Genomic DNA, 25935 nt, shown 5'->3' with positions numbered 1-25935 from the left:
GCTGCTCCCGGTGCTTCTTCGCCATTCCTTGGCAGATTCTGCCCCAAACGTATGTCCGAGCGGCAGAACTGGCAATCGGCTGCCCCGGCCGAAGCCCTAACGTTGCCGGGGAACGGGCCGGACCGGCCCGCTCTCACAGGCTGGAGCAACTTCCTTGGTCGCGACCAACACCACCGGCGCGGCCGCGCCTCACGACACGGCGGTCCCGCCGGCCGGACACCCCGGCCGGCGCCGGCCGTCCCCCCAGGCCCAGGGCATGGCCGCGCTGCTGGTGACGGTGGCCATCTGGGCGGCCTTCGCACTCAGCGCCCGCGGCCTGAGCGCCTCCACCCTCCTGCCCGCGGACGCGGCCCTGCTGCGCTTCGGCGTCCCGCTCGTCGTGCTGCTGCCGGCCCTGTGGCGGCGCCGGCGCCGCATCGCCGCGGTGAAGCCGGGCGCCGCCGTCAAGATCATCTGCGGTGCGGGGGTGCCGTTCTTCCTGGCCGCCATGCACGGCGGCGGCCTGACCTCGGCGGCCTTCGTCGGCTCGATCGTCCCCGGCATGGTCCCGCTCTTCGTCGCCGCGCTGATGACCGCCCGGGGGCACGGCCTGCCCCGGGGCACGCAGGTGGCCGGGCTCGCGCTGATCGCGGCCGGAGTGGCCGCACTCGTGTGGCGGTACGTCGTGCCCGTGGACGCCGGCGTGCTCGAGGGGGCGGGCACGCTCCTGGTGGCCAGCGGGCTGTGGGCCCTGTACACGGTGGGGCTGCGGGACGTGGACCTCGACCCCGTCGGGTCGATCGGACTGCTGTGCCTGCCGTCCTTCGCGGTGATCGGGCTCCTGGTGCTGACCGGGGTGCTCCCGACCGGCCTCGCCTCGGCGTCGGGCGGCGACATCGCGCTGTTCCTCGTGGTGCAGGGGCTCGGGGTCGGGCTGTGCGCGGGTCTGCTGTACGCCTTCGCCATCCGCAGGCTCGGCGCCGAGCGCAGCTCCGTCGTCGGCAGCCTGAGCCCCGTGGCCGTCGTCCTGCTCGCCGTCCCGGTGCTCGGCGAGGCGCCGACCCCCGCCGTGCTGATCGGCGTACCGCTGATCACCGCCGGCGTCGTCCTGGCCAACCGCCGCCGCCGCGCCGCCCCTCCGGCCGCCACCGCCCCTTCCTCCGTCCGTCCCGCCGCCCGTCCCCTCCCCGAGGTCCCCGCAGATGCTTGAGCTCCTTCCCCCGCCGCCCACCGACCCGCTGTGGGACCTGACCTACGAGTTCGGCTCCGACGAGCGGGCCGAGCGGCTGAACCTGGTCCTCGGCGTCTACCGCGACCAGACCGGCCGCACCCCGGTGATGGCCGCCGTCCGTGAGGCCGAGATCCGCCTCGCGGAGCGCTCGGAGTCCAAGGAGTACCGCGGGCTCTCCGGCAACGCCGCCTTCAACCGGGCGCTGCTCGACCTGGTCCTCGGTCCGAAGGGCCCCGCCGACCGGGCCGCGGCCGTCCAGACCGTCGCCGGCTCCGGAGCGCTGCGGCTGCTGGCCGACCTGATCTGCCGGACCCGTCCCGGCACCACGGTGTGGATCAGCGACCCCGCCTACGTCAACCACCGCCCCATCCTGGAGGCCGCCGGCCTGGAGGTCCGCACCTTCGCCTGGTGCGACGCCGAGGGCGGCTTCGACGCCGCCGCCGTCCTGCGCGACCTGGCCCGGGCACGGCGCGACGACGTCGTCCTGCTCCAGGGCTGCTGCCACAACCCGACCGGGGCCGACCCCGCGCCGCAGGACTGGGAGGCGCTGGCGGACCTGGCGTCCCGGGACGGCTGGGTGCCCTTCGTCGACCTGGCCTACCACGGGCTCGGAGACGGGCTGGAGGCCGACCTGGCGGCCACGCGCCTGCTGGCCGAGCGGGTCCCGGAGATGCTCATCGCCGTGAGCTGCTCGAAGAACTTCGGCCTCTACAGCGACCGCACCGGCTGCGCCATCGTCCTCGGCGCGTCCGCCCGGGCCGTACGGCACGCCGAGACGGCCCTGCAGAACGCCGCCCGGACGCTCTACTCGATGCCGCCCGAGCACGGCGCCGCCGTCGTCACCGCGATCCTCGACGACGCCGGGCTGCGGGACCTCTGGCGTGCGGAACTGGACGCGATGCGCAGCCGGATCGAGGCCAACCGGACCGATCTGACCGCCCGCCTGGACGCCCTGGGATGGCAGGAGCAGGCCCGTTCGCTCGCACGGCAGCGGGGGATGTTCTCGATGCTGCCGCTGACGGCGCAGGAGATGCTCCGGCTGCGCCGCGAGTACGCGATCTACGGGACCACCGCCGGGCGGATCAACATCGCCGGCATTCCGGGCGACCGGATCCCCTGCCTGGCGCGGGGCATAGCGGGAGTGCTCGCACACCGCTGACCGGGTGGCACAGGGGGGAAGACGGGCCTCTTTCCGGTATTTCCGGGGTATCGCCGATTTTCTCCCCTTTCCCTCCGGCCCCGGTGGTCCCGGGAAAACGACCGCGCAATCCGGAGGGCGGCTGGACCATGGCCGAATGGAAGTGCACCCGATCAGCCGGGAGTTGACGGTGTGGCATCATGGCCGCATTGTCCGACCGCTGGGTTCGCCGGAGGACTGAGGGATGAAGTTACCTGGCTCCGCGTTACCGGCGTCGGAGGACAGGCGGCTCAGGCGCCGTCTCAAGAAGGTCCGTCACACCTGCGAGGATCTGCTCGCACGGTGGGGGATGGAGCACGGCTGCGGCATCGACGAACTCCACGCATATCTCAGCGGGCAGCGCGGGCGCCCCATCCATTTGATTCCGACGTCCTTCCCCGAACGCCATCTCTTCGGCATATGGCTGAAAACCGATGACTTCGACATCATCGCCTTCGAGAAGGCGGCTTCGGCGTCGCACAAGGAACACATCATCGCCCACGAGCTGGCCCACATAGCCTTCGACCACAACGGCTCCGTCCAGCTGGACCAGCTCGGTGCGGGCGCAGGCCCCGGAGGCGCCGGCCGGACCGGCGCGGCGTCCGGCGCGGGAGACGCGGGCGCACTGTTCGCCGACGTCGACCCCGACGCGGTACGGGGCGTGCTGATGCGCTCCCGCTACAGCGACGACGAGGAGCAGGAGGCCGAAACGATGGCCTCGCTGATCCTGGCCCGCGCCACCAAGCGCTGGACCGAACCCGCCTGGGGCGTCCCGGCCGAGGCCGCCGAGATCGTGGCCCGGATCGAGAGCGGGCTCGGCAGGCCCGACCAGGGGCCCGCGTGATCTACACCGTCCTGGCGTGGGTGTGCGCCTTCGTCGGCCTCGCCGCCTTCGCCTACCGTCTTCCGGACCTGCTGCGCAGGAGGAACGACATCGCCCTGTGGGCGCTGTGCACCTACTTCCTCTGCTCCGGCATCAGCTTCCTGGTCGACCTGGACCAGCTCCGGCTGCACATCTCCGCCTTCTTCGGCCTGCCGAACATCACCTCGCTGATCACCCAGGCCGCCGTCGTCGTGCTCACCGCCGCACAGCAGGTCGTCCTCGTCTACTGGTCGTCACCGCCCGCCGAGGCCCGGCGCATGGCGCGCGACCGCGTCCTGTTCTTCGGCGCCGCCCTCGGCGTCCTGGTCGTCGCCTCCTTCGCCGTCGGCCCCGTGGCGCACTCGGAGACGGCCACCTCGACGATCCTGCTCAGCATCCAGCACGGCGGCTACGCCCTCTACATGTCCTTCTACCTGCTGATCTGCGCCGTCGGCCAGTTCGAGACGGTACGGCTGTCGCTGCGCTTCACCACGATGGCCAACCGGCAGTGGCTCAAGGTCGGCATGCGCACCGTCACCGTCGGCGCCAGCATGATCCTCGTCTACTGCGTCACCCGCAGCATCCAGATCGCCGGCACCCGCCTGGACTTCGACGCCGCGGAACTGGACCCCGTCCAATGGACGTGCGGCAGCGTCGGCGCCCTGCTCCAGATCGCCGGCTGGACCATCCCCTCCTGGGGGATCCGGATCACCCGCGCCCGGGGCTGGGTCCGCAGCTACCGCTCCTACCGCCGGCTGCGGCCCCTGTGGTGGGCCCTGTACGAGGCGTCGCCGGACATCGCGCTGGACCCGCCGCGGTCCTGGCTGCGCGACCTGGTGCCGCCCCGGGACCCGCACTACCGCCTCTACCGGCGCGTCATCGAGATCCGCGACGGCCAGCTGATCCTGCGCACCTCGCTCTCCCTGGAGGACTTCGTCCGCGTGGCCCGCTCCCTCGACCTCCCGGAGGACCCCACCTCACCCCTGGGCGAGGCGCTCCAGGTGCGCGCCGTGCTGAGCCGCCCGGCGGAGGAGCGCGCGGAGCGCGCCGAGCGGGCCGACACCTCCGACATCCCCGCGAGGCCGCCGTACGAGGACTTCCGGGACGAGGTGGAGTGGCTCAGCGAGGTGGCCTCCTCCTTCGACGGCCTCGGCCGGCGGCCCTCCGGCGCGGTCGGCGCCGGCCTGCTGTCATGACGGCGCCGGCCGGCCGGCCCGGGGGCGGCGAGGAACGGGACGCGGCCCTGCGGCTGGCCGTGCGGACCATCGGACGCCTGGTGGCCCTGGACACCGAGCGCGGCGCGACGGCCGCCGTGCCCGCCGTACGCGAAGCCCTGCGGCGGATCCCGGAACTGTCGGCCGATCCCCGCGCCCTGCACGCCTACGACCCGGACCGGCTCGCGGCCCTCGCCGAGCTGAGCGAGGTCATCGGCTGGATCCTCTTCGACGCCGGCCGCTACCGGCACGCCCACCGGATGAACGCGCGGGCGCTGGCCCTGGCGCAGCTCTGCGGCGACCGCTCGACGGGGCGGCTGGTGCTGCTGAACCACAGCATGCTCGCCACCCACACCGGGCGGCCGCGCGCGGCCCTGGACGCCGCCGCACGCGTGGCCGGGCCGCGGCCGCTGCCCTCCCGGGTCGCCGCCCTCGTCCTCATCCGCCAGGCCCACGCGACCGCCCTCCTCGGTGGCCGCAGGCGGCCGCTGGAGCTGATCTCCCGGGCCCGCAGCCGTTTCCTGGACGGCGTCTCGGCGCGGGACCCGCACTGGGCGTGGTGGATCGACGAGGCCGAGCTGCTGGGCCACGAGGGCTGGGTGCAGGCCAGGCTGCGCCGCTGGGACCGGGCCATCCCCCTGCTGCACCGGGCGGCCACCGCCCCCGGCCCCTCCTACCGGCACCTGTTCACGGCCGAGCTGCTCTCCGCCCTCGCGGCGGCCGGGGCCTGGCGGGAGGCGGAGGACCTGATCGCGCGGGTCGCTCCGGGAGCCGCCGCCATCGGTTCGGTACGGACCACCGGGACGCTCGGCAGGACGGCGGCCGCCCTCCGCCGGGACACGGGCGCTCCGGCCCCGCTGCGGGACGCCGCGGACTTCCTGCTGGAATCGCTGCCCGCCTAGACCCCCCGGACCGGGACCCCGGACACCGGCCGGCCCGCCGGCCGGCCTCCGGACCGACACGTCCGCAGATCGCGGACCACACCCACGAACAGACAGGACGACGACATGCGCTCCTTAAGGATCTCCACGCCCGCCGCCGCTCTCCTCGCGGCGGCCGCGCTCCTGTTCGCCTTCGGCGGACCGGTGTCGCAGGCCTCTCCCGGCACCCGCTCGGCCTCGGCGGCGTCCGCCTCCGCGGACACCGCCGAACAGGGCAGCGCGTACATCTCCACCCACCTCTACTTCGGCACCGGCCGGCACGACGGCCACCCGCCCATCACCGAGGAGGAGTTCAACAAGTTCATCGCCGACGTGGTCACGCCCCGGTTCCCCTCCGGCCTGACCCTGCAGGAGGGCCGCGGCCAGTGGCGCGACAAGGACGGTGACATCAACCGCGAGAGATCGTACGAGCTGACGGTCATGTACCCGGTGCGCGAGGCGCCCGCCCGCAACGCCGACATCGAGTACATCCGCCGCCTCTACTGCGACATCTGGGAGCTGGAGTCCGTGGGCCGCGCCGACGTCCGGGCCCAGGTCGACTTCTGACCGCAGGGCGGGTGCCCGGCGCCGGGAAGGTCCGCCCCGGCGCCGGGGCAGGTGCGCGCGGCCGCCGGGCTTGGACGGCGGCAGGAGCCCCCGTCCGGCAGAGCGCCCCGCACCGGGCCCTCGGATAGGGTGAAACCGGTACGAATCAGGCCTTCCGGGGTGAGGTCGGTGCATTGGACACTTACCAGTCGACGAGCAACGTGCCCGACCCGCCGACGGCGGCGGTCGGGTACGCGGGCGTACTGCGCGAGCTGCTCCCGATCGCCCTGTGGCGGGAGGACGCGGACGGCCGCGTCGTGGAGTGGTCCCTCGCCGCCCAGGACCTGCTGGGCCACCGCCCCGAGGACGTCCTCGGCCGCCGCGGAACCGCCGTGCTCGTCCCCGAGGCCAACCGCGAACTCGCCGACGACCTGACCCGCCGCGTCCAAGCCGGCGAGACCGTCGTGGGCACCCTGCCCGTGCGCCACCGCGACGGCCACCGGGTCGCGATGGAGATGTGGATCGTGCCCGCCGCCGACCCCCAGGGCCGTACGGGTGCCCTGCTCATCGCCGTCGAGACCTCCGAGGTCCTGCGGATGCGGGACTCCCTCGCCGCCCTCCAGAGCCTCTTCACCCAGTCCCCGATCGGCCTCGCCACCCTCGGCTCCGACCTGCGCTTCCTGCGCGTCAACGACGCCCTGGCCCGGATGAACGGCGTCCCCGCCGCCGCGCACCTCGGCAAACGCCTCACCGAGGTCGTGCCCGGCGTCAACGCCGCCGCCCTGGAGGCCACGATGCGCCAGGTGCTCGAACAGGGCACCGCCGTCGTCGACGTGCGCCGCACCGGCCGCACCCCGGCCGACCCCGACCAGGACCGCACCTGGTCCTGCTCCTACGCCCCGCTGCTCGACGGCAGCGGGCGCCGCCTCGGCCTGATCGCCTCCCTCATCGACATCACCGAGAGCCAGCGGGCCCAGCTCGAGGCCGAACGCGCCCGCACCCGCTTCGCCCTGCTCGCCGAGGCCGGCACCCGCATCGGCACCACCCTCGACCTGCGCCAGACCGCCCAGGAGATCGCCGACCTGCTGGTCCCGCAGCTCGCGGACTCGGCCGACGTCCAGCTCCTCGAAGCCGTACTGGACCCCGACGAGAGCCCCGCCGCCGCCCAGGGGCTCCTGCGCAGGCTCGCCGCGACCTTCCCCGACCCCTCCGCCCCCACCGCCCGGCTGGCGCCCGGCCAGACCCTGCGGATCCCCGCCGGCTCGGTCTACGAACGGGTCATCGCCGAGGGCCGGCCCATGAACCTCTACGTCACCGACATCCCCGCGCTGATCACCGACCCCCGCGCCGGAGCGCTGCGCGACTACCTGGCCACCCTCGGATCGGCCCGCATGGTGCCGCTGGTCGCGCGCGGCAAGGTCCTCGGAGCCGTCGCCGTGACCCGGCTGCGCTCCCGCGAGCCCTTCGACGCGCAGGACTGCGTACTCATCGACGAACTCGTCGCCCGGGCCGCCCTCAACATCGACAACGCCCGGATGTACACCAGCCAGCGCCAGGCCGCCCTCACCCTCCAGCGCAGCCTCACCAACAGTGCGCTCCCGGAGGTGCCAGGCCTCGAACTCACCGGCCGCTACCTGCCCGCGAGCGAGCACGACGTGGGCGGCGACTGGTACGACGTCATCCAGCTGCCCCGCGGCCGCACCGGCCTCGTCATCGGCGACGTCATGGGCCACGGCATCCACGCGGCCGCCGTGATGGGACAGCTGCGCACCGCCGTGCGCACCCTCGCCCGCCAGGACGTGCCGCCGGCGCTGCTGCTGCGCTCCCTCGACGCGGTGGTGGCCGACCTCGGCGAGGACCAGATGGCGACCTGCGTCTACGCCGTCCACGACCCGGCGGCCGGGGGCTGCCTCATCGCCCGCGCGGGCCACCCGCCGCCCGCCGTGGCCACCCCCGACGGGCGGGTCTCCTTCCTGCACGGACCGCCCGGCACCCCGCTGGGCACCGGCGGGCGCGACTTCCGCACCGAAGAGGTCCCCCTGCCGCCCGGAACCCTGCTCGCGCTGTACACCGACGGGCTGATCGAGTGCCGCCACCGGGACCTCGACGAGGGGCTGGACCGCCTCGCGCGGGCGCTGCGCCAGGCCGGCCGGCCGCTGGAGGAGCTGTGCGACGGCATCCTGGCCCGGCTGCTGCCCGACGCCCCGCAGGACGACGTGGCCGTACTCCTGGCGCGTACCGCCACTGCCGGGTGAGGGCCGGACGCGCGCACCCCCCGCGCCTCACCAGGCCAGGTCCTCCAGGGCGTCGAGGTCCATCGCGAGCAGCGGGGCCTCCGCGCCGCCCGACGGCGACAGCTCCGCCCAGATGACCTTGCCGCGCTCCGTGTAGCGGGTGCCCCACCGCTCGGCGTACTGCGCGACGAGGAACAGGCCCCGGCCCCCTTCGTCGGTGGTCGCCGCGTACCGCAGGTGCGGGGAGGTGCTGCTGCCGTCGGAGACCTCGCAGATCAGGTTCCGGTCGCGCAGCAGGCGGACCCGGATCGGCTCGTTCCCGTACCGGATGGCGTTGGTGATCAGCTCGCTGAGGATCAGCTCGGCGGTGAACGAGGCCTCCTCCAGGCCCCAGTCCCGCAGCTGGTCGGCGGCCTCGCGGCGCACCCGGGAGACGGCCGCCGGCTCCTCGGGAACCGCCCACTCGGCGATCCGGCCCGCCTCCAGCCGCCGCGTGTCGGCGACCAGCAGCGCGATGTCGTCGCTCGGCGCCGGGAAGAGCAGCGCCGCCAGCAGGTCCGCGCAGGCCTGCTCGGGGCTGCGGCCGGGCCGGGACAGGGTGTCGCTCAGCAGGGCCAGCCCGCTGTCGAAGTCCCGGTCGCGGTCCTCCAGGAGCCCGTCCGTGAACAGCACGAGCCGGCTCCCCTCGGGCAGCACCAGCTGCACCGTCTCGAAGGGCATGCCGCCCACCCCGAGCGGGAGGCCGGTCGGCAGCTCGGGGAACTCCACCCGCCCGTCCGGGTGGACGAGGGCGGGCCCCGGGTGTCCGGCGCTGGCCATCGTGCACTGCCCGGACACCGGGTCGTAGACGGCGTACAGGCAGGTGGCGCCCGTGATGCCGGCCGGCGGCTCGTCCGCCCCGCCGACGGGGCCCGCGCCGGTGCCGCCCGACTCGGCCGTCGCGCCGCCCTCCAGCTGGTCGATCCGGTTGGTCAGCTCGTCCAGGTGGCCCAGCAGCTCGTCGGGCGGCATGTCCAGGGTGGAGAAGTTGTGCACGGCGGTCCGCAGCCGGCCCATCGTCGCCGCCGCGTGCACCCCGTGGCCGACCACGTCGCCCACCACCAGCGCCACCCGGGTCCCGGGCAGCGGGATCACGTCGAACCAGTCCCCGCCCACCCCCGCCTTCGCGGGCAGGTATCGGAACGCCACGTCCACCGCGCTCAGCTCCGGCAGCACCCGGGGCAGCAGGCTGCGCTGGAGGGCCACGGCGGTGGCGTGCTCGCGGGTGAACCGCCGGGCGTTGTCGACGGAGACCGCCGCGCGCGTCCCCAGCTCCTCGGCGAAGGACAGGTCCTCCTCGTCGAAGGCCTCCGGGGTGTCGGCCGCCCGCCAGAAGTTGGCCATGCCGAGGACCACGCCCCGGGCCTGGAGCGGTACGGAGATCAGCGAGTGGAACCCGTAGTCCAGGGCCTGCTTCGTCCCGGCCTCGTCCTGCGCCCGCCAGCCCATCGCCGCGTGCAGGTCGGCGGCCAGCACCGCGTGGCCGGCGGCGAGGGCCGCCGCCATCGGGGCCGTCGGCACCTCGAAGCGGATGAGGTCGCCGACCGGCTGGAGCGGCTGGTCGGAGCGGGTCCCGCACATCGCCGCCCGCCGCATCTGCGTGTGCAGCCCGGCGGCCGGCGAGGGTTCCTCCCCGCGCAGCACCGGCTCCAGCAGCTCGACGGTGACGAAGTCCGCGAAGCGCGGCACGGCCACCTCCGACAGCTCCTCGGCCGTGCGCACGACGTCCAGGGTGGTGCCGATCCGCACTCCCGCCTCGTAGAGCATCTGGAGCCGCTCCCGGGCCACCTCGGCGCGCCCGGACAGCGCCGCCAGCTCGGTGGTGTCGCGCAGGGTCGTGACACTGCCCGACGGCCGCCCGGCGTACGGCTCGGTGGGCCGTACGTTGACCGCCAGGAGCCGGTCGCCCGCCAGGTGGACCTCGTCCGTCGCGACCCGGCCCGACAGCAGCAGTTCGGTGGTGCGCGGGTCCAGGCCGAGGTCGCCGACGTGCTGCTGTTCGGCGTCGGGCGGCAGGTTCAGCAGCCGCCGGGCCTCGTCGTTGGCGAGCAGCAGCCGGTGGTCGGCGCCGACGATCAGCACGCCCTCGCGCACGGCGTGCAGCACCGCCTCGTGGTGCTCGTTCATCCGGGCCATCTCCTCGGCGCCCAGGCCCCGGGTCTGGCGCCGCAGCCGCCGGCTGACGAGGGCGGCGCCGCCGGTGCCCAGCAGCAGGGCGCCCGCGGCGGCGCCGAGCAGCAGCGGCAGCTGGCCCTCGACCACGTGGCCCACGTTCTCCACCTCGATGCCGGTGGCGACCAGCCCCACGACGGTGCCCTGCGCGTCGCGTACGGGCACCACGGCGCGGACCGCGTCGCTGGGGTCGCCCTTGAACACCTCCGTGAAGGACTGCCCGGCCGCCGCCCGGGCGATGTCCCCGGTGGCGCGCTGCCCGATCAGGTCGGGCCGGGCGTCCGTGTACCGGATCCCGTCGGTGGTCATGACGGCGATGAAGTCCAGCCGCGAGGCGCGGCGCGCGGCGTCGGCCAGCGGCTGGAGCTCGGCCGTGGGATCGGGCGACTTCAGGGCCGCGGGCAGGCCCGGGGCGTGGGCGAAGGCCTCGGCGGCGGCCAGGGACCGCCCGCGGGCGCCCCGCTCGCTGTCGTAGCGGGCCTGGAACACCAGGGCGAGCGCGGCCGCGGTGATCAGCAGGGCCACGATGACGGCGGTGAGGGAGAACACCTGGCCGGCGAGACTGTTGCGGGCCAGCGAGAGGCGCGCGCGCAGGCTCACCGGCCGTGCCCGCCTGTCCCGACCCGAACGTCCGGTCATGAGCCCTTTCTAACACTGTCGCCGCCCGCGGGGGCGCTGGCCGCGGCCGCCCGGTACGCGCGGGGGCTCAGTCCGAAGGAGGCGCCGAAGTGCTGGCGGAAGGTGACCTCGCTGGCGAACCCGGCGCGCCGGGCCACTTCGGGCACCGGATGGTCGGTGCGCTCCAGCAGTTTGCGGGCCTCGTCCAGACGGCGGCTCAGCAGCCATTTGTGCGGTGTGGTGCCGATGGCCGCGCTGAAGTGCCGGGCGAAGGAACGCGGGGACATCCCCGCCCACCGGGCCAGGGTGGCTACGTCCAGCGGCTCGTGCAGCCGGCGCAGGGCCTGCTGGCGGACGGCGGCCAGCGCCTCGGCGCCGCGGTCGGCCGCCGGGGTGGGCCGGTCCAGGTACTGGGCGTGGTCCCCGGTCCGGAAGGGGCCCGTCACCATCGAGCGGGCGATGGCCGCCGCGGCCTCCGCGCCGTGGGCCTCGCGGACCAGGTGCAGGCACAGGTCGATCCCGGAGGCCACCCCGGCGGAGGTCCACAGCCCGTCGTCCTCCACGAAGAGCGGGGCCTCCTCGACCAGCACCGCCGGGTGGCGGGCCGCGAGCTGCGGCGCCAGCCACCAGTGCGTCACCGCCCGGCGGCCGTCGAGGAGCCCGGCCTCGGCGAGTACGAAGGCACCGGCGCACAGCGCGGCCACCGGCGTCCCCCGGGCGTGCGCCGCGCGCAGGGCGGCGAGGACCGGCTCGGGCGTGGGGTCGGCGGGCTCCGCCAGCGCCGGTACGACGACCAGGTCGGCCTGCTCCAGCCAGTCCAGGCCCCGGTCGGGCATCAGGGTCAGCCCGCCGGGCAGGGCGATCGGCCCGCTGTCCAGGGCGCAGCGGCGCAGCTCGAACGGGGGAACCCCGCTGCGGCTGCGGTCCGGGCCCCAGACCTCGGTGATCACGGCGAGGTCGAAGCTGCGGATCCCGGGCTGGGCGACGATCGCGACGCGCTGCATGCGGCCACTCTGCCAGACCCCGGGCCGCCGGTCCTGCCAGCCTGGCAGGATCCCATCGATCCCCGGCCCCGCAGCCCCTGGGACGCCGCGGGGCCCGGCGACACGATGGAGCCATGACCGAGAACACGATCGCCCTCGCAGCCGACAGCGCCCTGCTCGTCATCGACGTCCAGAAGGGCTTCGACGACGCGTCCTTCTGGGGGCCCCGCGACAACCCGGCCGCCGAGGGGAACATCGCCGCCCTCATGGACGCCTGGCAGCGGACCGGACGCCCGGTGGTGCTCGTCCGGCACGCCTCGCGGCCCGGCTCCGTCCTGGCTCCCGACCACCCCGGACACGCTTTCAAGGACTTCGTCGAGGAGCGGCGCGGCCAGGAGGCCCTGCTGGTCACCAAGACCGTCAACTCGGCCTTCTACGGCACCCCGGACCTCGGGGACTGGCTCACCGCGAGCGGCATCCGCCAGCTGGTCGTCGCCGGGATCCAGACCAACATGTGCGTCGAGACCACGGCCCGCATGGCGGGGAACCTCGGCTACGAGGTGCTGCTCCCGCTGGACGCCACCCACACCTTCGACCTGGCCGGTCCGGACGGCCTGTCCCTGACGGCCCGCGAGCTGGCCGCCGCCACGGCCGTCAACCTCCAGGGCGGCGGCTTCGCCCGCGTGGTGAGCACGGCGCAGCTGCTCGACGCCTGCGCCTCCCGGGCCGCCGCGTAGGCCGCGCGAGCCGCGTCCCGGCCGCCGCGGTGGTCCCGGGACCGGTGGGGTCCACGACCGGCACGGCCGAGGCCCGGCACCCCCCGTCGCGGGGGTGCCGGGCCTCGGCCGTACGGGGTCCGTGCGGACTCAGAGCACGTCGGCGGCGATGTTCTCCGCGACCCGCTCCAGCAGGGGGCCGGCGTTCGGGATGGACTTCGCCGGGTCCGGCTCCAGGTCCGTCAGCGGGTACGCCTTGCGGATGCCCGCCGCCTCCAGGGCCTCCTGGCCCAGCAGCAGCCGGCCGCAGACCGCCACCACCGGCTTGCCCGCGGCGCGCGCCGCCGCGGCCACGCCGGCCGGGGCCTTGCCGTGCAGGGTCTGCTCGTCCAGGGAGCCCTCACCGGTGATGACCAGCGTGGCCCGCTCCAGCGCGGGGGCGAAGCCCAGCACCTCCAGCATCAGCTCGATGCCGGGCCGGAACGTCGCGCCGAGCAGCAGCGCCCCGTAGCCGATGCCGCCCGCGCCGCCCGCACCGGGCAGCACCGCGCACTCGGCGGCCTTCGCGCCGATCGACTTCTCCAGCACCACCGCGAAGTGCGCCAGGGCGGAGTCGAGCGCCTTCACGTCCTCGGGCGAGGCGCCCTTCTGCGGGCCGTAGACCGCCGCGCAGCCCTTCGGGCCGGTCAGCGGGTTGTCCACGTCGCTGGCCAGGACGAAGTCCACCTCCGCGAAGCGGGGGTCGATGCCGGACAGGTCGGCCGACGCCAGGGACGCCAGGGCGCCACCGCCCGGGCCCACCGGTTCACCGTCCGCGTCCAGGAACACCGCGCCCAGCGCGGCCAGCATGCCCGCGCCGCCGTCGGTGGTGGCACTGCCGCCGACACCGAAGACGATCGAGCGCGCGCCCGCGTCCAGCGCGGCCTTCAGCAGCTCGCCCGAGCCGTACGTCGTCGCCGTCAGCGGCGCGAAGGTGCCCGCGGGCAGCAGCTGGAGGCCGGAGGCCTCCGCCATCTCGACCACGGCCGTGCCGTCGCGCAGCGCGAAAGCGGCCGTGACCTGGTCGCCGAGGGGCCCGGTGACCCGTACCTCCCGGCGCTCGAACCCGGCCGCCACGGCGGCCGCGACCGTACCGTCGCCGCCGTCCGCGACGGGGAGGGTCTCGATCTCCACGCCGGGCACGGCCTTGCGAAGGCCTGCCGTCACCCGCTCCGCGACCTGAACGGCCGTGAGCGAGCCCTTGAATTTGTCCGCGGCGATGAGCACGCGCGCGGTCTCAGTTACTGCTCCGTCCGTCACCTTGCTAATCCCTTGCTATCGAACAGTGCAGTCGCGCCACCCCGAGCTTATCCGGAGGATCCTCCTATGCCCACGAGTGGCCTGGGCCACATGCGGCGCGCCATGCGGATAAAAGGGAAATATGCCTGCATAGTGTGGCCGCATGAGCGCGGAATCACTGGAACACGTACGTCCGGATGCCCCCGGAGCGGAGCCCGGCGGTCCCGCGGACGACACTCCCGACCGCGCCGTCGTCACCCTCGGTGTCCTCGCCGTGCTCGCCGTCGTCGCCTGGGCGGCCCTGGGCGGGGACTCCTTCGACACCGCCTCCGGTGCCGCCCTGGCCTGGGTGCTGGACAACTTCGCGTGGCTGTTCGTGATCGCCGCCGACGTCTTCCTCGTCCTGTGCGTCGCCCTCGCGATCAGCCGCTTCGGCCGGATCCGGCTCGGCGCCGACGACAGCGAACCCGAGTTCACCACCCTCGCCTGGATCGCGATGATGTTCAGCGCGGGCATGGGCATCGGCCTGATGTTCTACGGGGTGGGCGAGCCGCTCACCCACTACCTGAACCCGCCGCCCGCCAGCGGTGCCGCCCCCGGCACCGGGGCCGCCGCCCGCGCCGCCCTGGACTACTCCTTCTTCCACTGGACCCTCACCCCCTGGGCCATCTACGGCATCGCGGGCCTCGCCCTCGCCTACGCGACCTTCCGCAAGGGCCGCGGCAACCGCCTCAGCTCCGCCTTCGTCCCGCTCATGGGGGAGGACCGGGCGAACGGGTGGCCCGGCAGGGCCGTCGACCTGCTCGCCGTCTTCGCCACCGTCTTCGGCACCGCGACCAGCCTCGGCCTCGGCGCCCTCCAGGTCTCCAAGGGCCTCAGCATCACCACGGGCATCGCCGACTCGACCGGTGTCGAACTGGTCATCATCGCCTCCCTCTCGGCCGCCTTCGTGCTGTCCGCCTTCTCCGGCCTGCACAAGGGCGTGAAATGGCTCAGCACCATCAACCTCGTGCTCGCCGCCGCCCTGATGCTCTTCGTCTTCGTCCTCGGCCCGACCGTCTACGTCCTCGACGTGATCCCGGCCGGCGTCGGCAGCTACCTGCACGAACTGCTGCCCATGGCCTCCCGCACCGGCGCCTTCACCGACAGCGCCTGGCTCGGCGCGTGGACGATCTTCTACTGGGCCTGGTGGCTCTCCTGGGCCCCCTTCGTCGGCACCTTCATCGCCCGCATCTCCCGCGGCCGCACCATCCGCGAGTTCCTCGTCGGCGTGCTGCTCGTCCCCAGCGGAGCCACTGTCATCTGGTTCTGCGTCATGGGCGGAACCGCCATCCGCCTCGACTCCACCGGCGCCGCCGACCTCGCCGCCACGGTCAAGGAGGGCGCGGAGGCCTCCCTCTTCGCCCTGCTCGACGCGCTCCCGCTCGGCACCCTCACCTCCTGGGTGGCCATGGCCCTGGTCATGACGTACTTCGTCACCAGCGCCGACTCGGCCTCCCTGGTCATGGGCTCCCTCACCAGCCGGGGCTCGCTGCACCCGCCCACCTGGCTCGTCGTCACCTGGGGCGTCCTGATGGCCGCGGTCGCCGCCGTCCTGCTCGTCGCGGGCGGCCTGAAGTCCCTGCAGACCGCCACCATCCTGGTCGCGCTGCCCTTCGTGATCGTCATGCTGCTGCTGTGCTGGGCGCTGCTGCGGGAACTGCGCGCGGACCCCGGCGCGGGGCCGGCCCGCCACCCCGCCTTCCACGGGCTGCGCGACGCCGTGAAGGCCATGGTCGGCGACGCCATCACCGAGCAGGGCCAGGGCCGCCACCCCCGGCTGCGCCGCGTCGCCGGATCCCGGGGCAGGGACCGCGAGGACGGCGGCGACACCCGGGCGTGACCGCGCGGGCGGAGGCACCGCGAGGACGCCGGCCACCCCCGGGTGTGACCGCGCGGGCCCGCCCGGGACGGCCGCCCGGGCCGCTGGGTAGGGTGGCCGCGTGACCACCACGGATGACTACGCCACCTACATCGCGAGCCTGCCCCGGGTGCTGGTCGGCGCGGCCGCCCTCTACCGTGACGACCAGGGCCGCGTCCTGCTCGTCGAGCCCAACTACCGCGAGGGCTGGGCCCTGCCGGGCGGCACCGTCGAATCGGACCGCGGCGAGTCACCCCGCACGGCCGCCCGGCGCGAGAGCGCCGAGGAGATCGGCATCGACGTCCCGCTCGGCCGGCTCCTCGCCGTCGACTGGAGCCTGGGCCCCGGCCGCCCGCCGCTGGTCGCCTACCTCTACGACGGCGGCGTGCTCGACGCCGGACAGCTCGCCTCCATCACCCTCCAGGAGGACGAGCTGCTGTCCTGGAAGCTGGTCGAGCCCGCCGAACTCACCGCCCACCTCCACGGATCGCTCGGCCTGCGCACGCAGGAGGCGTACCGTGCGCTGGAGTCGGGCGAGGCGGCCGTGGAACTGGAGAACGGCCGGCGCCCCACCCCCGCCTGACCCCGCACACGTGGACCCCACCGACCAGGACAGAATCAGCAGATGATCACGATGTACGCCTGGCCGAGCACGGCCGACGGGCCCGACGCCCTCCCCATGGTCCACTTCACCACCGACGAGCAGTCGGGCGGCGAGGTCTCCGAAGAGGGGATGCCGATCTGGCTGTTCGACACCGCGATACGCGAGGGCGGCTGGTCCCCCTTCGAGGACTTCGAGGGCTGGTCCGCCCCCGCCGAGGGCTGGCAGGCCTTCTACCGCCGCGAGGACGACGTCCTCGCCGTCACCGGCCCCGGCGCCTGCGAGGGCTGGTACCAGGGCCGGCTCGGCGCCGACGACGACTGGATCAAGGCGGCCGCCACCCAGAACAGCGTGGTGCTGCTCGCCGCTCCCGTCCAGCACCCCTCCCTCTACGCCTACGCCGTCGAAGCCGGCGCCGGCTTCGCGCTGCTCGTCCCGCTCGCCGTCATCTGAGCCGGCCGGCCGCCCGGCCCTCGAACTCCAGCAGCCGCACCTTGCGCTCGATGCCGCCGCCGTAGCCGGTCATCGAGCCCGAGGCGCCGATCACCCGGTGGCAGGGCACGATGATGCCGACCGGGTTCTTCCCGTTGGCCAGGCCGACCGCGCGCGAGGCGTTCGGCTTGCCCAGCTCCGCGGCGAGCCGCCCGTACGACCACGTCTGCCCGTACGGGATCCGTACGAGCTGCTCCCAGACGCTGCGCTGGAACGCGGTGCCCGCCAGCCGGACCGGGACGGTGAACCGGGTCAGCTCGCCGGCGAAGTACGCGGCCAGCTGCCGCCGCACCTCCGGGAAGGGCTCCTCGGTGTCCGCCACCCGCTCGCCGAAGGACTCCTCCGCCGGCCGGTGGCGCTGGCCCGTCATGTACAGCCCGCTCAGCACCCCGTCGGTGGCGACCAGGGTCAGCGGCCCGTAGGGGCTCTCGACGACGGTGTGCTGCTTGCCGGTCGTGCCGGTCACGGCGGTCACGGTGGTCATGCTGGTCACGACTGTGCTCCTTGCTGGGGCAGGTGGTTGATCGGGTGGTCCTCGGTGGCCCACAGGTACTGGACCGCGTACGCGCGCCAGGGCCGCCAGCCGCCCGCCCGGGCGGTCAGGGCGGCGGGCGTGTGGGGCAGCAGCCCCAGCCTCTGCGCCGCCTTGCGGACCCCCAGGTCGGACGGGAGGAAGGCGTCCGGGTCGCCCAGCGCCCGCATCGCGATGACCTCGGTGGTCCACGGCCCGAACCCGGGCAGCGCGGACAGCGCGGCGCGGGCCGCCTCCCAGTCGCTGTCGATGCCGAGCGGCAGCGAGCCGTCGGCCAGCGCCGTGACGAGGGTGGTGAGGGTGGTGCGGCGGCTGCGCGGCATCGCCAGCGTCCCCGGGTCGACGCCGGCCAGCGCCTGCGGGGAGGGGAACAGGTGGGTCAGCCCGCCGTGGGGGTCCTCGACGGGCTCCCCGTGGGCGGCCACCAGCCGGGCCGCGTGCGTCCGGGCGGCCGCGGTGGACACCTGCTGCCCGAGCACCGCCCGTACGGCGAACTCCGCCGCGTCGACGGTACGCGGCACCCGGCGCCCGGGAGCGCCCTCCACGAGCGGGGCCAGCAGCGGATCGGAGCGCAGCTGGCCGTCGACGGCCTCGGGGTCGGCGTCGAGGTCGAGCATCCAGCGGCAGCGGCTGATGGCGATGGTCAGGTCCCGCAGGTCGGTCAGCGCCAGCCGGCAGCCGATGTGGCCGGGCCCGGGCGTGAGGGCGACCACCCCGGAGCCGTACGGGAGCCTCAGCGTCCGCCGGTAGGCCCCGTCACGCCACTCCTCGACCCCGGGGACCGCGGTCGCGGCGAGGTGCCCGAAGAGGTTGCTCGGGTCGAGCGGCGCCCGGTACGGCAGCCGCAGGCTGATCGTGCCGGGGATCCGCGGCTCGCGCCGCCCGGCGCGCGCGGCGCGCAGCCGCATCTCGCCGGGGGTGAGGGCGAAGACCTCGCGGACGGTCTCGTTGAAGGTCCGGATGGAGGAGAAGCCGGCGGCGAAGGCGACGTCGCCCATCGGCAGCTCGGAGGTCTCGATGAGCAGCCGGGCGGTCTGGGCACGCTGGGCCCGGGCCAGCGCGAGCGGCCCGGCGCCGAGCTCGGCGCCCAGCTGCCGCTCCACCTGCCGGGTCGAGTACCCGAGGCGCAGCGCCAGCCCCGGGACCCCCTCCCGGTCGACGACCCCGTCCTGGATCAGCCGCATCGCCCGTGCCACGGCGTCGGCGCGGGCGTTCCACTCGGGGGAGCCGGGGGAGGTGTCGGGCCGGCACCGCTTGCAGGCCCGGTAGCCGGCCTGCTGGCAGGCGGCGGCGCTGGGCAGGAAGCTCATGTTCTCGACCTTGGGCGGCACGGCCGGGCAGCTGGGCCGGCAGTAGATGCCGGTCGTACGGACCGCGGTGAAGAACCACCCGTCGAACCGGGCGTCCTTCGACCGCACGGCCCTGACGCAGCGGTCGGTGTCGGTGTGCATGGCTCCAGCTTCCCGTCCAGGCCGAGCCGGGGCTGGCGGTTTTCCGACATCAAGCCTAGCCCTGCCGGGGGCTGCGGGGGTGGCTGACCCGGCCGCACCCGCAGGCCCGCTGCGCGGGGCTCGCCCCTCCCCGCCCTTCGCCCGTTCCCCGGGCTGCGCCCGGCCCCCTCCTGGGGTCTCCGCCCCCAGCCCCCCGCGCCTCAAACGCCGGCGGGGCTGGGATGTTGCCGTTGCGCGGCAATTCCAGCCTGCGCGGCGTTTGAGCGCACCGGGCGCGCAGCGCCCGGTCTCGGGGGCAGGGGCGGAGCCCCTGGGAACGGTGGAAGGGCGGGGAGGGGCGAGCCCCGCGCAGCGGCCAGCCACCCGCACACGCCCCACCGGCCCGGGCCACGCGCCCCGGCCGGACGCCGGAGGCCGGCGCAGCCGGGCGTGCGGTGCGGGGAAAGCCGCAAGGCCCCGGGGGCCAATGGCACCCGGGGCCTTGCGCAGTACGGCCGAGCGGCAGCGTTACGGCAGCTGCGCCGCCCGCGCCTCCCGCCGGTTGTGGCGGAACGTGTTCGCGCGACGGGTCGTCGCGAACAGCGGGATGGTCGCCGCCAGGGCGATCTGCAGCGCGCAGCCCGTCTGGAGCAGCAGCTGGCCGCCCGGCGCGTCGAACGCCCAGGCCGCCAGCAGGCCCATCGCGCCGACGATCCAGCTGAGCATCGCCGCCGCGAGGGCACCCCTCGGCTTGGGGTACTCGACCCGGCTCACCATCAGCCACGCCACCCCGATGATCGCCAGCAGCGTCGGGACGAACGGCAGCTCCAGCAGCACGACGGAGACGACCGTCAGCGCGCCGAAGGGGCTCGGCATGCCCTGGAACATGCCGTCCTTCATGGTCACGCAGCTGAATCTCGCCAGCCGCAGCACCACCGCCAACAGCACCACGATCGCCGCGAGCGCCGACATCTTCTGGTGCGCGTCGTCGGCGACCATGCCGTAGACCAGCACGAAGTACGCCGGCGCCAGCCCGAAGCTGATCAGGTCGGAGAGGTTGTCCAGCTCCGCGCCCATCGGCGAGCTGCGCAGCTTGCGGGCGACGATGCCGTCGAAGAGGTCGAAGACCGCCGCGAGCAGCATCAGTATCACCGCGGTCGCCGCGCTGTGCCGGGCCATGCCCGACTCGCCGCTGCCGGTGAGGTGCGGGATGAGGATCCCGGTGGTGGTGAAGTACACCGCCATGAATCCGCAGGTCGCGTTGCCGAGGGTGAGGGTGTCCGCTATCGACAGCCGCAGCGAGAGCGGCATGTCGTCCTCGGCGGACTCCACCTCGGCGGACTCGGGCACCCAGCCGGTGGCAGGAGTCTCGGGGTCAGTCACGGTCAATTCGGGTCACCCCCGCGGTGGTGGCCTGACCGACCGCGACCGCGACCTCGACGCCCTCCGGGAGGTAGATGTCGACGCGCGAGCCGAAGCGGATCAGACCGATGCGTTCGCCCTGCTCCACCTTGGTGCCGGCCGGCAGGTACGGGACGATGCGGCGCGCGACGGCGCCGGCGATCTGCACCATCTCGATGTCGCCGAGCTCGGTGTCGAAGTGCCAGACAACGCGCTCGTTGTTCTCGCTCTCCTTGTTGAACGCCGGGACGAACCCGCCGGGGATGTGCTCCACGGACGTCACCGTGCCCGCGAGGGGCGCGCGGTTGACGTGGACGTTCAGCGGGCTCATGAAGATCGCGACGCGGGTGCGCCCGTCCTTCCAGGGCATGATGCTCTGCACCACGCCGTCGGCCGGCGAGATGACGCGGCCCTGGGCGATCTCGCGCTCGGGGTCGCGGAAGAACCACAGCATGCCCGCCGCGAGAGCGGTGACGGGCACGGCCGCCGCGGCCCAGCGTCCGGACTTGCGGGCCCGGGTGAGGCTGAGCGCCGCGGTGGCGACGGTCGGCAGAAGCCACGGCGATGCTCCGCGCGCGAGGCGTACGCCGGAAAGGCTGTCGCGGTGTGCAGAGGTTTGGCTGTGGGGCATGGATGACCTTCGTAGCGGGTGATTGCCGCGCCGCAAACGGGGGGACGGGACGGCGGCTTTACTGGAATGCTATCGGTTGCGCGCAACAACTGGGCAAGCCAGAAGCCGAGTCGATGGCCGTCGGCCAGTCACTGCTGGTCACTCTTTTGCGGTGGATCATCGGATGATCCACCGCAAAAGGGACATTCAGCCCTGGAGTCGGTACTCCTCGAGCAGGCGTCGCCCGATGATCATTTTCTGGATCTCGGCCGTACCTTCACCGATCAGAAGCATCGGCGCTTCCCGGTAGAGGCGCTCGATCTCGTACTCCTTCGAGAACCCGTAGCCGCCGTGGATGCGGAAGGCATCCTCGACGACCTCCTTGCAGTATTCGGAGGCGAGGTACTTCGCCATCCCGGCTTCGAGGTCGTTTCGTTCCCCGGAGTCCTTTTTGCGTGCTGCGTTCACCATCATGGCATGGGCGGCTTCGACCTTGGTAGCCATCTCGGCCAGCTTGAACTGGATGGCCTGGTGCTCGGCGATCGCCTTGCCGAAAGTGTGACGTTGCTGGGCATACGAGACACCGAGTTCGAACGCACGCTGCGCGACGCCGCAACCACGCGCCGCCACGTTGACGCGGCCCACCTCGACGCCGTCCATCATTTGGTAAAACCCTCGGCCCGTCTGGCCTCCGAGGACCCGATTGGCCGGAATGCGCAGTCCGTCCATGATGAGCTCGGTGGTGTCGACACCCTTGTAGCCCATCTTGTCGATCTTGCCCGGGATGGTCAGGCCCGGACGGACCTCGCCGAAGCCCGGCTCCTTCTCGACGAGGAAGGTGGTCATCGACTTGTGGGGCGCGGTGCCCTCGGGGTGTCCTTCGTCACTGCGGACCAGAACGGCCACCAGGGTCGAGGAGCCGCCGTTCGTCAGCCACATCTTCTGGCCGTTCAGGACGTACTCGTCGCCGTCCTTCACCGCCTTCGACGTGATGGCCGACACATCGGAGCCCAGGCCCGGCTCGGACATCGAGAACGCGCCGCGCACCTCGCCCAGCGCCATGCGGGGCAGGAAGTGGTCCTTCTGCTCCTGCGTCCCGTGCTGCTTGAGCATGTACGCCACGATGAAGTGCGTGTTGATGATGCCCGAGACGGACATCCAGCCGCGGGCTATCTCCTCGACGCACAGCGCGTAGGTGAGCAGCGACTCACCCAGGCCGCCGTACTCCTCGGGGATCATCAGGCCGAAGAGGCCGAGCTCCTTGAGGCCGTCGACGATCTGCTGCGGGTACTCGTCACGGTGTTCGAGCTCGGTCGCGACCGGGATGATCTCCTTGTCGACGAACTCCCGGACGGTCTTGAGGATCTCCCGCTGGACGTCCGTGAGCCCGGCGGTCTGGGCGAGTCGTGCCATGGCTACTTCCCCTGTTCCTTCAGCTGCGGGCGGCCGGGCTGCTCGCCGCCGCGCGCCTTGATGTACGTCTCGGTCGGGACCATCACCTTGCGCCGGAAGACGCAGACGAGGGTGCCGTCCTGCTTGTAGCCCTTGGTCTCCACGTAGACGATGCCGCGGTCGTCCTTGGACTTCGACGGGGTCTTGTCGAGGACCGTGGTCTCGCCGTAGATCGTGTCGCCGTGGAAGGTCGGCGCCACGTGGCGCAGGGACTCGATCTCCAGGTTGGCGATGGCCTTGCCGGAGACGTCCGGCACCGACATGCCGAGCAGCAGCGAGTAGACGTAGTTGCCCACGACCACGTTCTTGCCGAAGTCGGTCGTGTTCTCGGCGTAGTTGCTGTCCATGTGGAGCGGGTGGTGGTTCATGGTCAGCAGACAGAAGAGGTGGTCGTCGTACTCGGTGACCGTCTTCCCGGGCCAGTGCTTGTAGACCGCCCCGACCTCGAACTCTTCGTACGTGCGTCCGAACTGCATGGCCCTACGCCTCCGGGATCTCGAACTTGGTGGTGCGCTGCATGCCGGCGGCGCGGCCCTTGCCGGCGATGACCAGGGCCATCTTGCGGCTGGCCTCGTCGATCATCTCGTCGCCGAGCATGGCCGAGCCCTTCTTGCCGCCGGCCTCGGAGGTGCACCAGTCGTAGGCGTCGAGGATCAGCTCGGCGTGGTCGTAGTCCTCCTGGGAGGGGGAGAAGACCTCGTTGGCCGCGTCGACCTGGCCGGGGTGCAGCACCCACTTGCCGTCGAAGCCGAGGGCCGCGGCGCGGCCGGCGACCTCGCGGTAGGCGTCCACGTCGCGGATCTGGAGGAAGGGGCCGTCGATCGCCTGGAGGTTGTGCGTGCGGGCCGCCATCAGGATCCGCATCAGGATGTAGTGGTACGCGTCCGCCGGGTAGCCGGGCGGCTGCATGCCCACGACCAGGGACTTCATGTTGATCGAGGCCATGAAGTCGGCCGGGCCGAAGATGATGGTCTCCAGGCGCGGCGAGGCGGCGGCGATCTCGTCGACGTTGACCAGGCCCTTGGCGTTCTCGATCTGCGCCTCGATGCCGATCTTTCCGACCTCGAAGCCCATGGTCTTCTCGATCTGGGTCAGCAGCAGGTCCAGCGCGACGACCTGCTGCGCGTCCTGGACCTTCGGGAGCATGATGCAGTCGAGGTTCTGGCCGGCGCCCTCGACGACGGTGATGACGTCGCGGTAGGTCCAGTGGGTGGTCCAGTCGTTGACGCGGACCACGCGGGTCTTGCCGGTCCAGTCGCCGTTGTTCAGCGCGTCCACGATGGTGTGGCGGGCGCCCTCCTTGGCGAGCGGGGCGCAGGCGTCCTCCAGGTCCAGGAAGACCTGGTCGGCCGGCAGGCCCTGGGCCTTCTCCAGGAACCGCGGGTTCGAGCCCGGCACCGCGAGGCAGGAGCGGCGCGGCCGGAGCCGGTTGACCGGGGAAGAGGGCGTGGTCATGCGGGGACCTCCGTGCTTTCAGCGATGGTGAGAGGGTGGAGCTTGTTGGCCTTGCGGATCTCGTCGACGATACGGCCGATGATCTCCGTGATGCCGAAGTCCTTGGGGGTGAACACGGCGGCCACCCCGGCGGCCTTCAGCGTGACGGCGTCGGCGTTCGGAATGATGCCTCCGACGATGACGGGGATGTCGCCCGCCCCCGCCGTGCGTAGGCGTTCCAGGACGTCCGGGACGAGGGCGCAGTGCGAACCGGACAGGATGGACAGTCCCACGCAGTGCACGTCCTCGGCCAGGGCCGCCGAGGAAATCTCCTCGGGCGTCAGCCGGATGCCCTGGTAGACCACCTCGAAGCCGGCGTCGCGGGCCCGCACGGCGATCTGCTCGGCGCCGTTGGAGTGCCCGTCCAGGCCGGGCTTGCCGACCAGCAGGCGCAGCCGGCCGGAGCCCAGCTCGTCCGCCGTCCGCGCGACCTTCTCGCGGACCAGGGCCAGCGGCGTGCCCTCCTCGGCGGTGACCGCGACCGGGGCCGAGGAGACCCCGGTCGGGGCGCGGAACTCGCCGAACACCTCGCGCAGGGCGCTCGCCCACTCGCCGGTGGTGACACCCGCGCGGGCGCACTCCAGGGTGGCCTCCATCAGGTTCTCGGTGCCGGCGGCGGCCTCCTTCAGCCGGTCCAGCGCCTGCCGGGCGGTCGGGAAGACGAACGGGTCGCCGCCCCCCTGCCGGTCCGAGGACTCCTGCCGCTCGGCCCGCCAGCGGACGATGCGCTCGACCGTGAACGCCTCCACCGCGGGGTCGACGGTCATGATGGCGCCGTCGAGGTCGGCGGTGAGCGGGTTCTCCTCGGTCTGCTGGAAGCAGTTCACTCCGACGATCTTGTCCTCGCCGGCCTCGATCCGGGCGCGCCGCTCGGCGTGCGAGGAGACCAGCTGGGACTTCAGGTACCCGGACTCGACGGCGGCCATCGCACCGCCCATCTCCTGGATCCGGTCGATCTCGGCCAGGCAGTCGGCGACCAGGGAGTCGACTTTGGCCTCGATGACGTGGGACCCGGCGAAGATGTCCTCGTACTCCAGCAGGTCGCTCTCGTGGGCCAGGACCTGCTGGATGCGCAGCGACCACTGCTGGTCCCAGGGCCGGGGCAGGCCCAGCGCCTCGTTCCAGGCGGGCAGCTGCACGGCGCGGGCCCGGGCGTCCTTGGAGAGGGTGACCGCCAGCATCTCCAGCACGATCCGCTGGACGTTGTTCTCGGGCTGGGCCTCGGTCAGGCCGAGCGAGTTCACCTGGACGCCGTAGCGGAAGCGGCGCTGCTTGGCGTCCTCGATGCCGTAGCGCTCCTTGGTGACCTTCTCCCAGATGCGGCCGAAGGCGCGCATCTTGCACATCTCCTCGATGAAGCGGACGCCCGCGTTCACGAAGAAGGAGATCCGGGCGACCACCTCGCCGAAGCGCTCCTCGGGCACCTGGCCCGAGTCGCGCACCGAGTCCAGGACGGCGATCGCGGTGGACATCGCGTACGAGATCTCCTGGACCGGAGTGGCGCCCGCCTCCTGCAGGTGGTAGCTGCAGATGTTGATCGGGTTCCACTTCGGGATGTGGTTGACCGTGTACGCGATCATGTCCGTCGTCAGGCGGAGCGAGGGCCCGGGCGGGAAGACGTGCGTCCCGCGCGAGAGGTACTCCTTGACGATGTCGTTCTGGGTGGTGCCCTGGAGCTTGGCGATGTCCGCGCCCTGCTCCTCGGCGGCCACCTGGTAGAGCGCCAGCAGCCACATGGCCGTGGCGTTGATCGTCATCGAGGTGTTCATCTGCTCCAGGGGTATGTCCTGGAACAGCCGCCGCATGTCGCCCAGATGGGAGACCGGGACCCCGACCCGGCCCACCTCGCCGCGGGCGAGGACGTGGTCGGGGTCGTAGCCGGTCTGCGTCGGGAGGTCGAACGCCACCGACAGGCCGGTCTGGCCCTTGGCGAGGTTGCGGCGGTACAGCTCGTTGGACGCCTCGGCCGTGGAGTGGCCGGCGTACGTCCGCATGAGCCACGGACGGTCCTTCTGGCGCTCTGTCATCTCAGGCGATCCTTATGGCCTTTGAGC

Annotated in this window: 22 protein-coding genes; 11 read left to right on the top strand and 11 right to left on the bottom strand. The window is 73.1% G+C overall.

What is annotated here, in order from left to right; translation table 11 throughout:
• The first annotated feature begins 154 nt into the window (after positions 1–154).
• The 7 genes from ACZ501_RS25750 to ACZ501_RS25720 all read left to right on the top strand — a co-directional run bounded on the left by ACZ501_RS25750 (position 155) and on the right by ACZ501_RS25720 (position 8184).
• Positions 155–1189 carry a DMT family transporter gene (locus ACZ501_RS25750; protein ID WP_468798416.1) on the top strand — a complete coding sequence of 345 codons (1035 nt, stop codon included), beginning with the start codon at positions 155–157 and terminating at the stop codon, positions 1187–1189.
• Positions 1182–2369 carry an amino acid aminotransferase gene (locus ACZ501_RS25745; protein WP_468798413.1) on the top strand — a complete coding sequence of 396 codons (1188 nt, stop codon included), beginning with the start codon at positions 1182–1184 and terminating at the stop codon, positions 2367–2369. Before ACZ501_RS25750 ends, ACZ501_RS25745 begins: the two co-directional genes overlap by 8 nt.
• A 328-nt stretch (positions 2370–2697) precedes the next feature.
• On the top strand, positions 2698–3231 hold the full coding sequence (locus ACZ501_RS25740; protein WP_361602471.1) for a hypothetical protein: 534 nt from the start codon (positions 2698–2700) through the stop codon (positions 3229–3231).
• Positions 3228–4445: an MAB_1171c family putative transporter gene (locus tag ACZ501_RS25735; RefSeq protein WP_468798410.1), complete on the top strand. Its 1218-nt coding sequence runs from the start codon at positions 3228–3230 to the stop codon at positions 4443–4445. Before ACZ501_RS25740 ends, ACZ501_RS25735 begins: the two co-directional genes overlap by 4 nt.
• A complete protein-coding gene (locus ACZ501_RS25730) occupies positions 4442–5365 on the top strand; it encodes a DNA-binding protein (protein ID WP_468798407.1) in 924 nt (307 codons plus the stop codon). The genes ACZ501_RS25735 and ACZ501_RS25730 overlap by 4 nt, the downstream gene beginning before the upstream one ends.
• Positions 5366–5470: 105 nt before the next feature.
• Positions 5471–5950 carry a DUF3574 domain-containing protein gene (locus ACZ501_RS25725; RefSeq protein WP_361602462.1) on the top strand — a complete coding sequence of 160 codons (480 nt, stop codon included), beginning with the start codon at positions 5471–5473 and terminating at the stop codon, positions 5948–5950.
• A gap of 173 nt (positions 5951–6123) precedes the next feature.
• Positions 6124–8184, top strand: a complete 2061-nt coding sequence (locus ACZ501_RS25720; protein ID WP_468798404.1) for a SpoIIE family protein phosphatase — start codon at positions 6124–6126, stop codon at positions 8182–8184.
• Between the two features lie 27 nt (positions 8185–8211).
• Here ACZ501_RS25720 and ACZ501_RS25715 read toward each other — a convergent pair whose 3' ends face one another.
• Positions 8212–11013: a SpoIIE family protein phosphatase gene (locus ACZ501_RS25715; protein ID WP_468798401.1), complete on the bottom strand. Its 2802-nt coding sequence runs from the start codon at positions 11011–11013 to the stop codon at positions 8212–8214.
• The gene (locus tag ACZ501_RS25710; protein ID WP_468798398.1) at positions 11010–11996 is read right to left on the bottom strand and encodes a GlxA family transcriptional regulator; all 987 of its coding nucleotides are present in this window, start codon (positions 11994–11996) and stop codon (positions 11010–11012) included. The genes ACZ501_RS25715 and ACZ501_RS25710 overlap by 4 nt, the downstream gene beginning before the upstream one ends.
• Positions 11997–12109: 113 nt before the next feature.
• Between ACZ501_RS25710 and ACZ501_RS25705 the strand changes: the two genes are divergently transcribed.
• Positions 12110–12712, top strand: coding sequence for a cysteine hydrolase family protein (locus tag ACZ501_RS25705; protein WP_361602450.1), 603 nt, complete (start codon positions 12110–12112; stop codon positions 12710–12712).
• A 129-nt stretch (positions 12713–12841) separates the two neighbouring features.
• Here the strand turns inward: ACZ501_RS25705 and ACZ501_RS25700 are convergent, their stop codons facing one another.
• Positions 12842–13990, bottom strand: a complete 1149-nt coding sequence (locus tag ACZ501_RS25700) for a glycerate kinase (protein ID WP_361602447.1) — start codon at positions 13988–13990, stop codon at positions 12842–12844.
• A gap of 142 nt (positions 13991–14132) precedes the next feature.
• On the opposite strand from ACZ501_RS25700, the gene ACZ501_RS25695 reads away from it, so the two are divergent.
• From ACZ501_RS25695 to ACZ501_RS25685, 3 genes are all read left to right on the top strand, one after another.
• Positions 14133–15851 (top strand): BCCT family transporter, encoded by a 1719-nt coding sequence (locus ACZ501_RS25695; RefSeq protein ID WP_468798395.1) that lies wholly within the window; start codon positions 14133–14135, stop codon positions 15849–15851.
• Positions 15852–15951: 100 nt separating this feature from the next.
• Complete coding sequence (locus ACZ501_RS25690) at positions 15952–16452, top strand: NUDIX domain-containing protein (RefSeq protein WP_468798392.1); 501 nt, start codon at positions 15952–15954, stop codon at positions 16450–16452.
• A 42-nt stretch (positions 16453–16494) separates the two neighbouring features.
• Entirely contained in the window at positions 16495–16923 is a 429-nt protein-coding gene (locus tag ACZ501_RS25685; protein ID WP_361602438.1) for a hypothetical protein, read from the top strand.
• Here ACZ501_RS25685 and ACZ501_RS25680 read toward each other — a convergent pair.
• From ACZ501_RS25680 to ACZ501_RS25645, 8 genes are all read right to left on the bottom strand, one after another.
• Positions 16916–17446, bottom strand: coding sequence for a methylated-DNA--[protein]-cysteine S-methyltransferase (locus ACZ501_RS25680; RefSeq protein WP_468798700.1), 531 nt, complete (start codon positions 17444–17446; stop codon positions 16916–16918). The two genes, ACZ501_RS25685 and ACZ501_RS25680, sit on opposite strands and share 8 nt — an antisense overlap.
• A 5-nt stretch (positions 17447–17451) precedes the next feature.
• Positions 17452–18945 carry an AlkA N-terminal domain-containing protein gene (locus tag ACZ501_RS25675; protein ID WP_468798389.1) on the bottom strand — a complete coding sequence of 498 codons (1494 nt, stop codon included), beginning with the start codon at positions 18943–18945 and terminating at the stop codon, positions 17452–17454.
• 507 nt (positions 18946–19452) lie between these two features.
• The gene (pssA, locus tag ACZ501_RS25670; RefSeq protein WP_468798697.1) at positions 19453–20235 is read right to left on the bottom strand and encodes a CDP-diacylglycerol--serine O-phosphatidyltransferase; all 783 of its coding nucleotides are present in this window, start codon (positions 20233–20235) and stop codon (positions 19453–19455) included.
• A 64-nt stretch (positions 20236–20299) separates the two neighbouring features.
• On the bottom strand, positions 20300–20956 hold the full coding sequence (locus ACZ501_RS25665; RefSeq protein WP_468798387.1) for a phosphatidylserine decarboxylase: 657 nt from the start codon (positions 20954–20956) through the stop codon (positions 20300–20302).
• A gap of 186 nt (positions 20957–21142) precedes the next feature.
• Positions 21143–22348, bottom strand: coding sequence for an acyl-CoA dehydrogenase family protein (locus ACZ501_RS25660; protein ID WP_030868030.1), 1206 nt, complete (start codon positions 22346–22348; stop codon positions 21143–21145).
• A gap of 2 nt (positions 22349–22350) precedes the next feature.
• On the bottom strand, positions 22351–22863 hold the full coding sequence (locus ACZ501_RS25655) for a MaoC family dehydratase (RefSeq protein ID WP_007267475.1): 513 nt from the start codon (positions 22861–22863) through the stop codon (positions 22351–22353).
• A 4-nt stretch (positions 22864–22867) separates the two neighbouring features.
• A complete protein-coding gene (locus ACZ501_RS25650) occupies positions 22868–23842 on the bottom strand; it encodes an HpcH/HpaI aldolase/citrate lyase family protein (RefSeq protein ID WP_468798384.1) in 975 nt (324 codons plus the stop codon).
• Entirely contained in the window at positions 23839–25908 is a 2070-nt protein-coding gene (locus ACZ501_RS25645; protein ID WP_361607602.1) for a protein meaA, read from the bottom strand. Before ACZ501_RS25645 ends, ACZ501_RS25650 begins: the two co-directional genes overlap by 4 nt.
• Positions 25909–25935: the final 27 nt, after the last annotated feature.

It is taken from the genome of Streptomyces sp. NPDC034085 (assembly GCF_055575555.1).
Note: the sequence above shows the minus strand (reverse complement) of the source record. Positions and strands in the feature narration are given on the sequence as shown.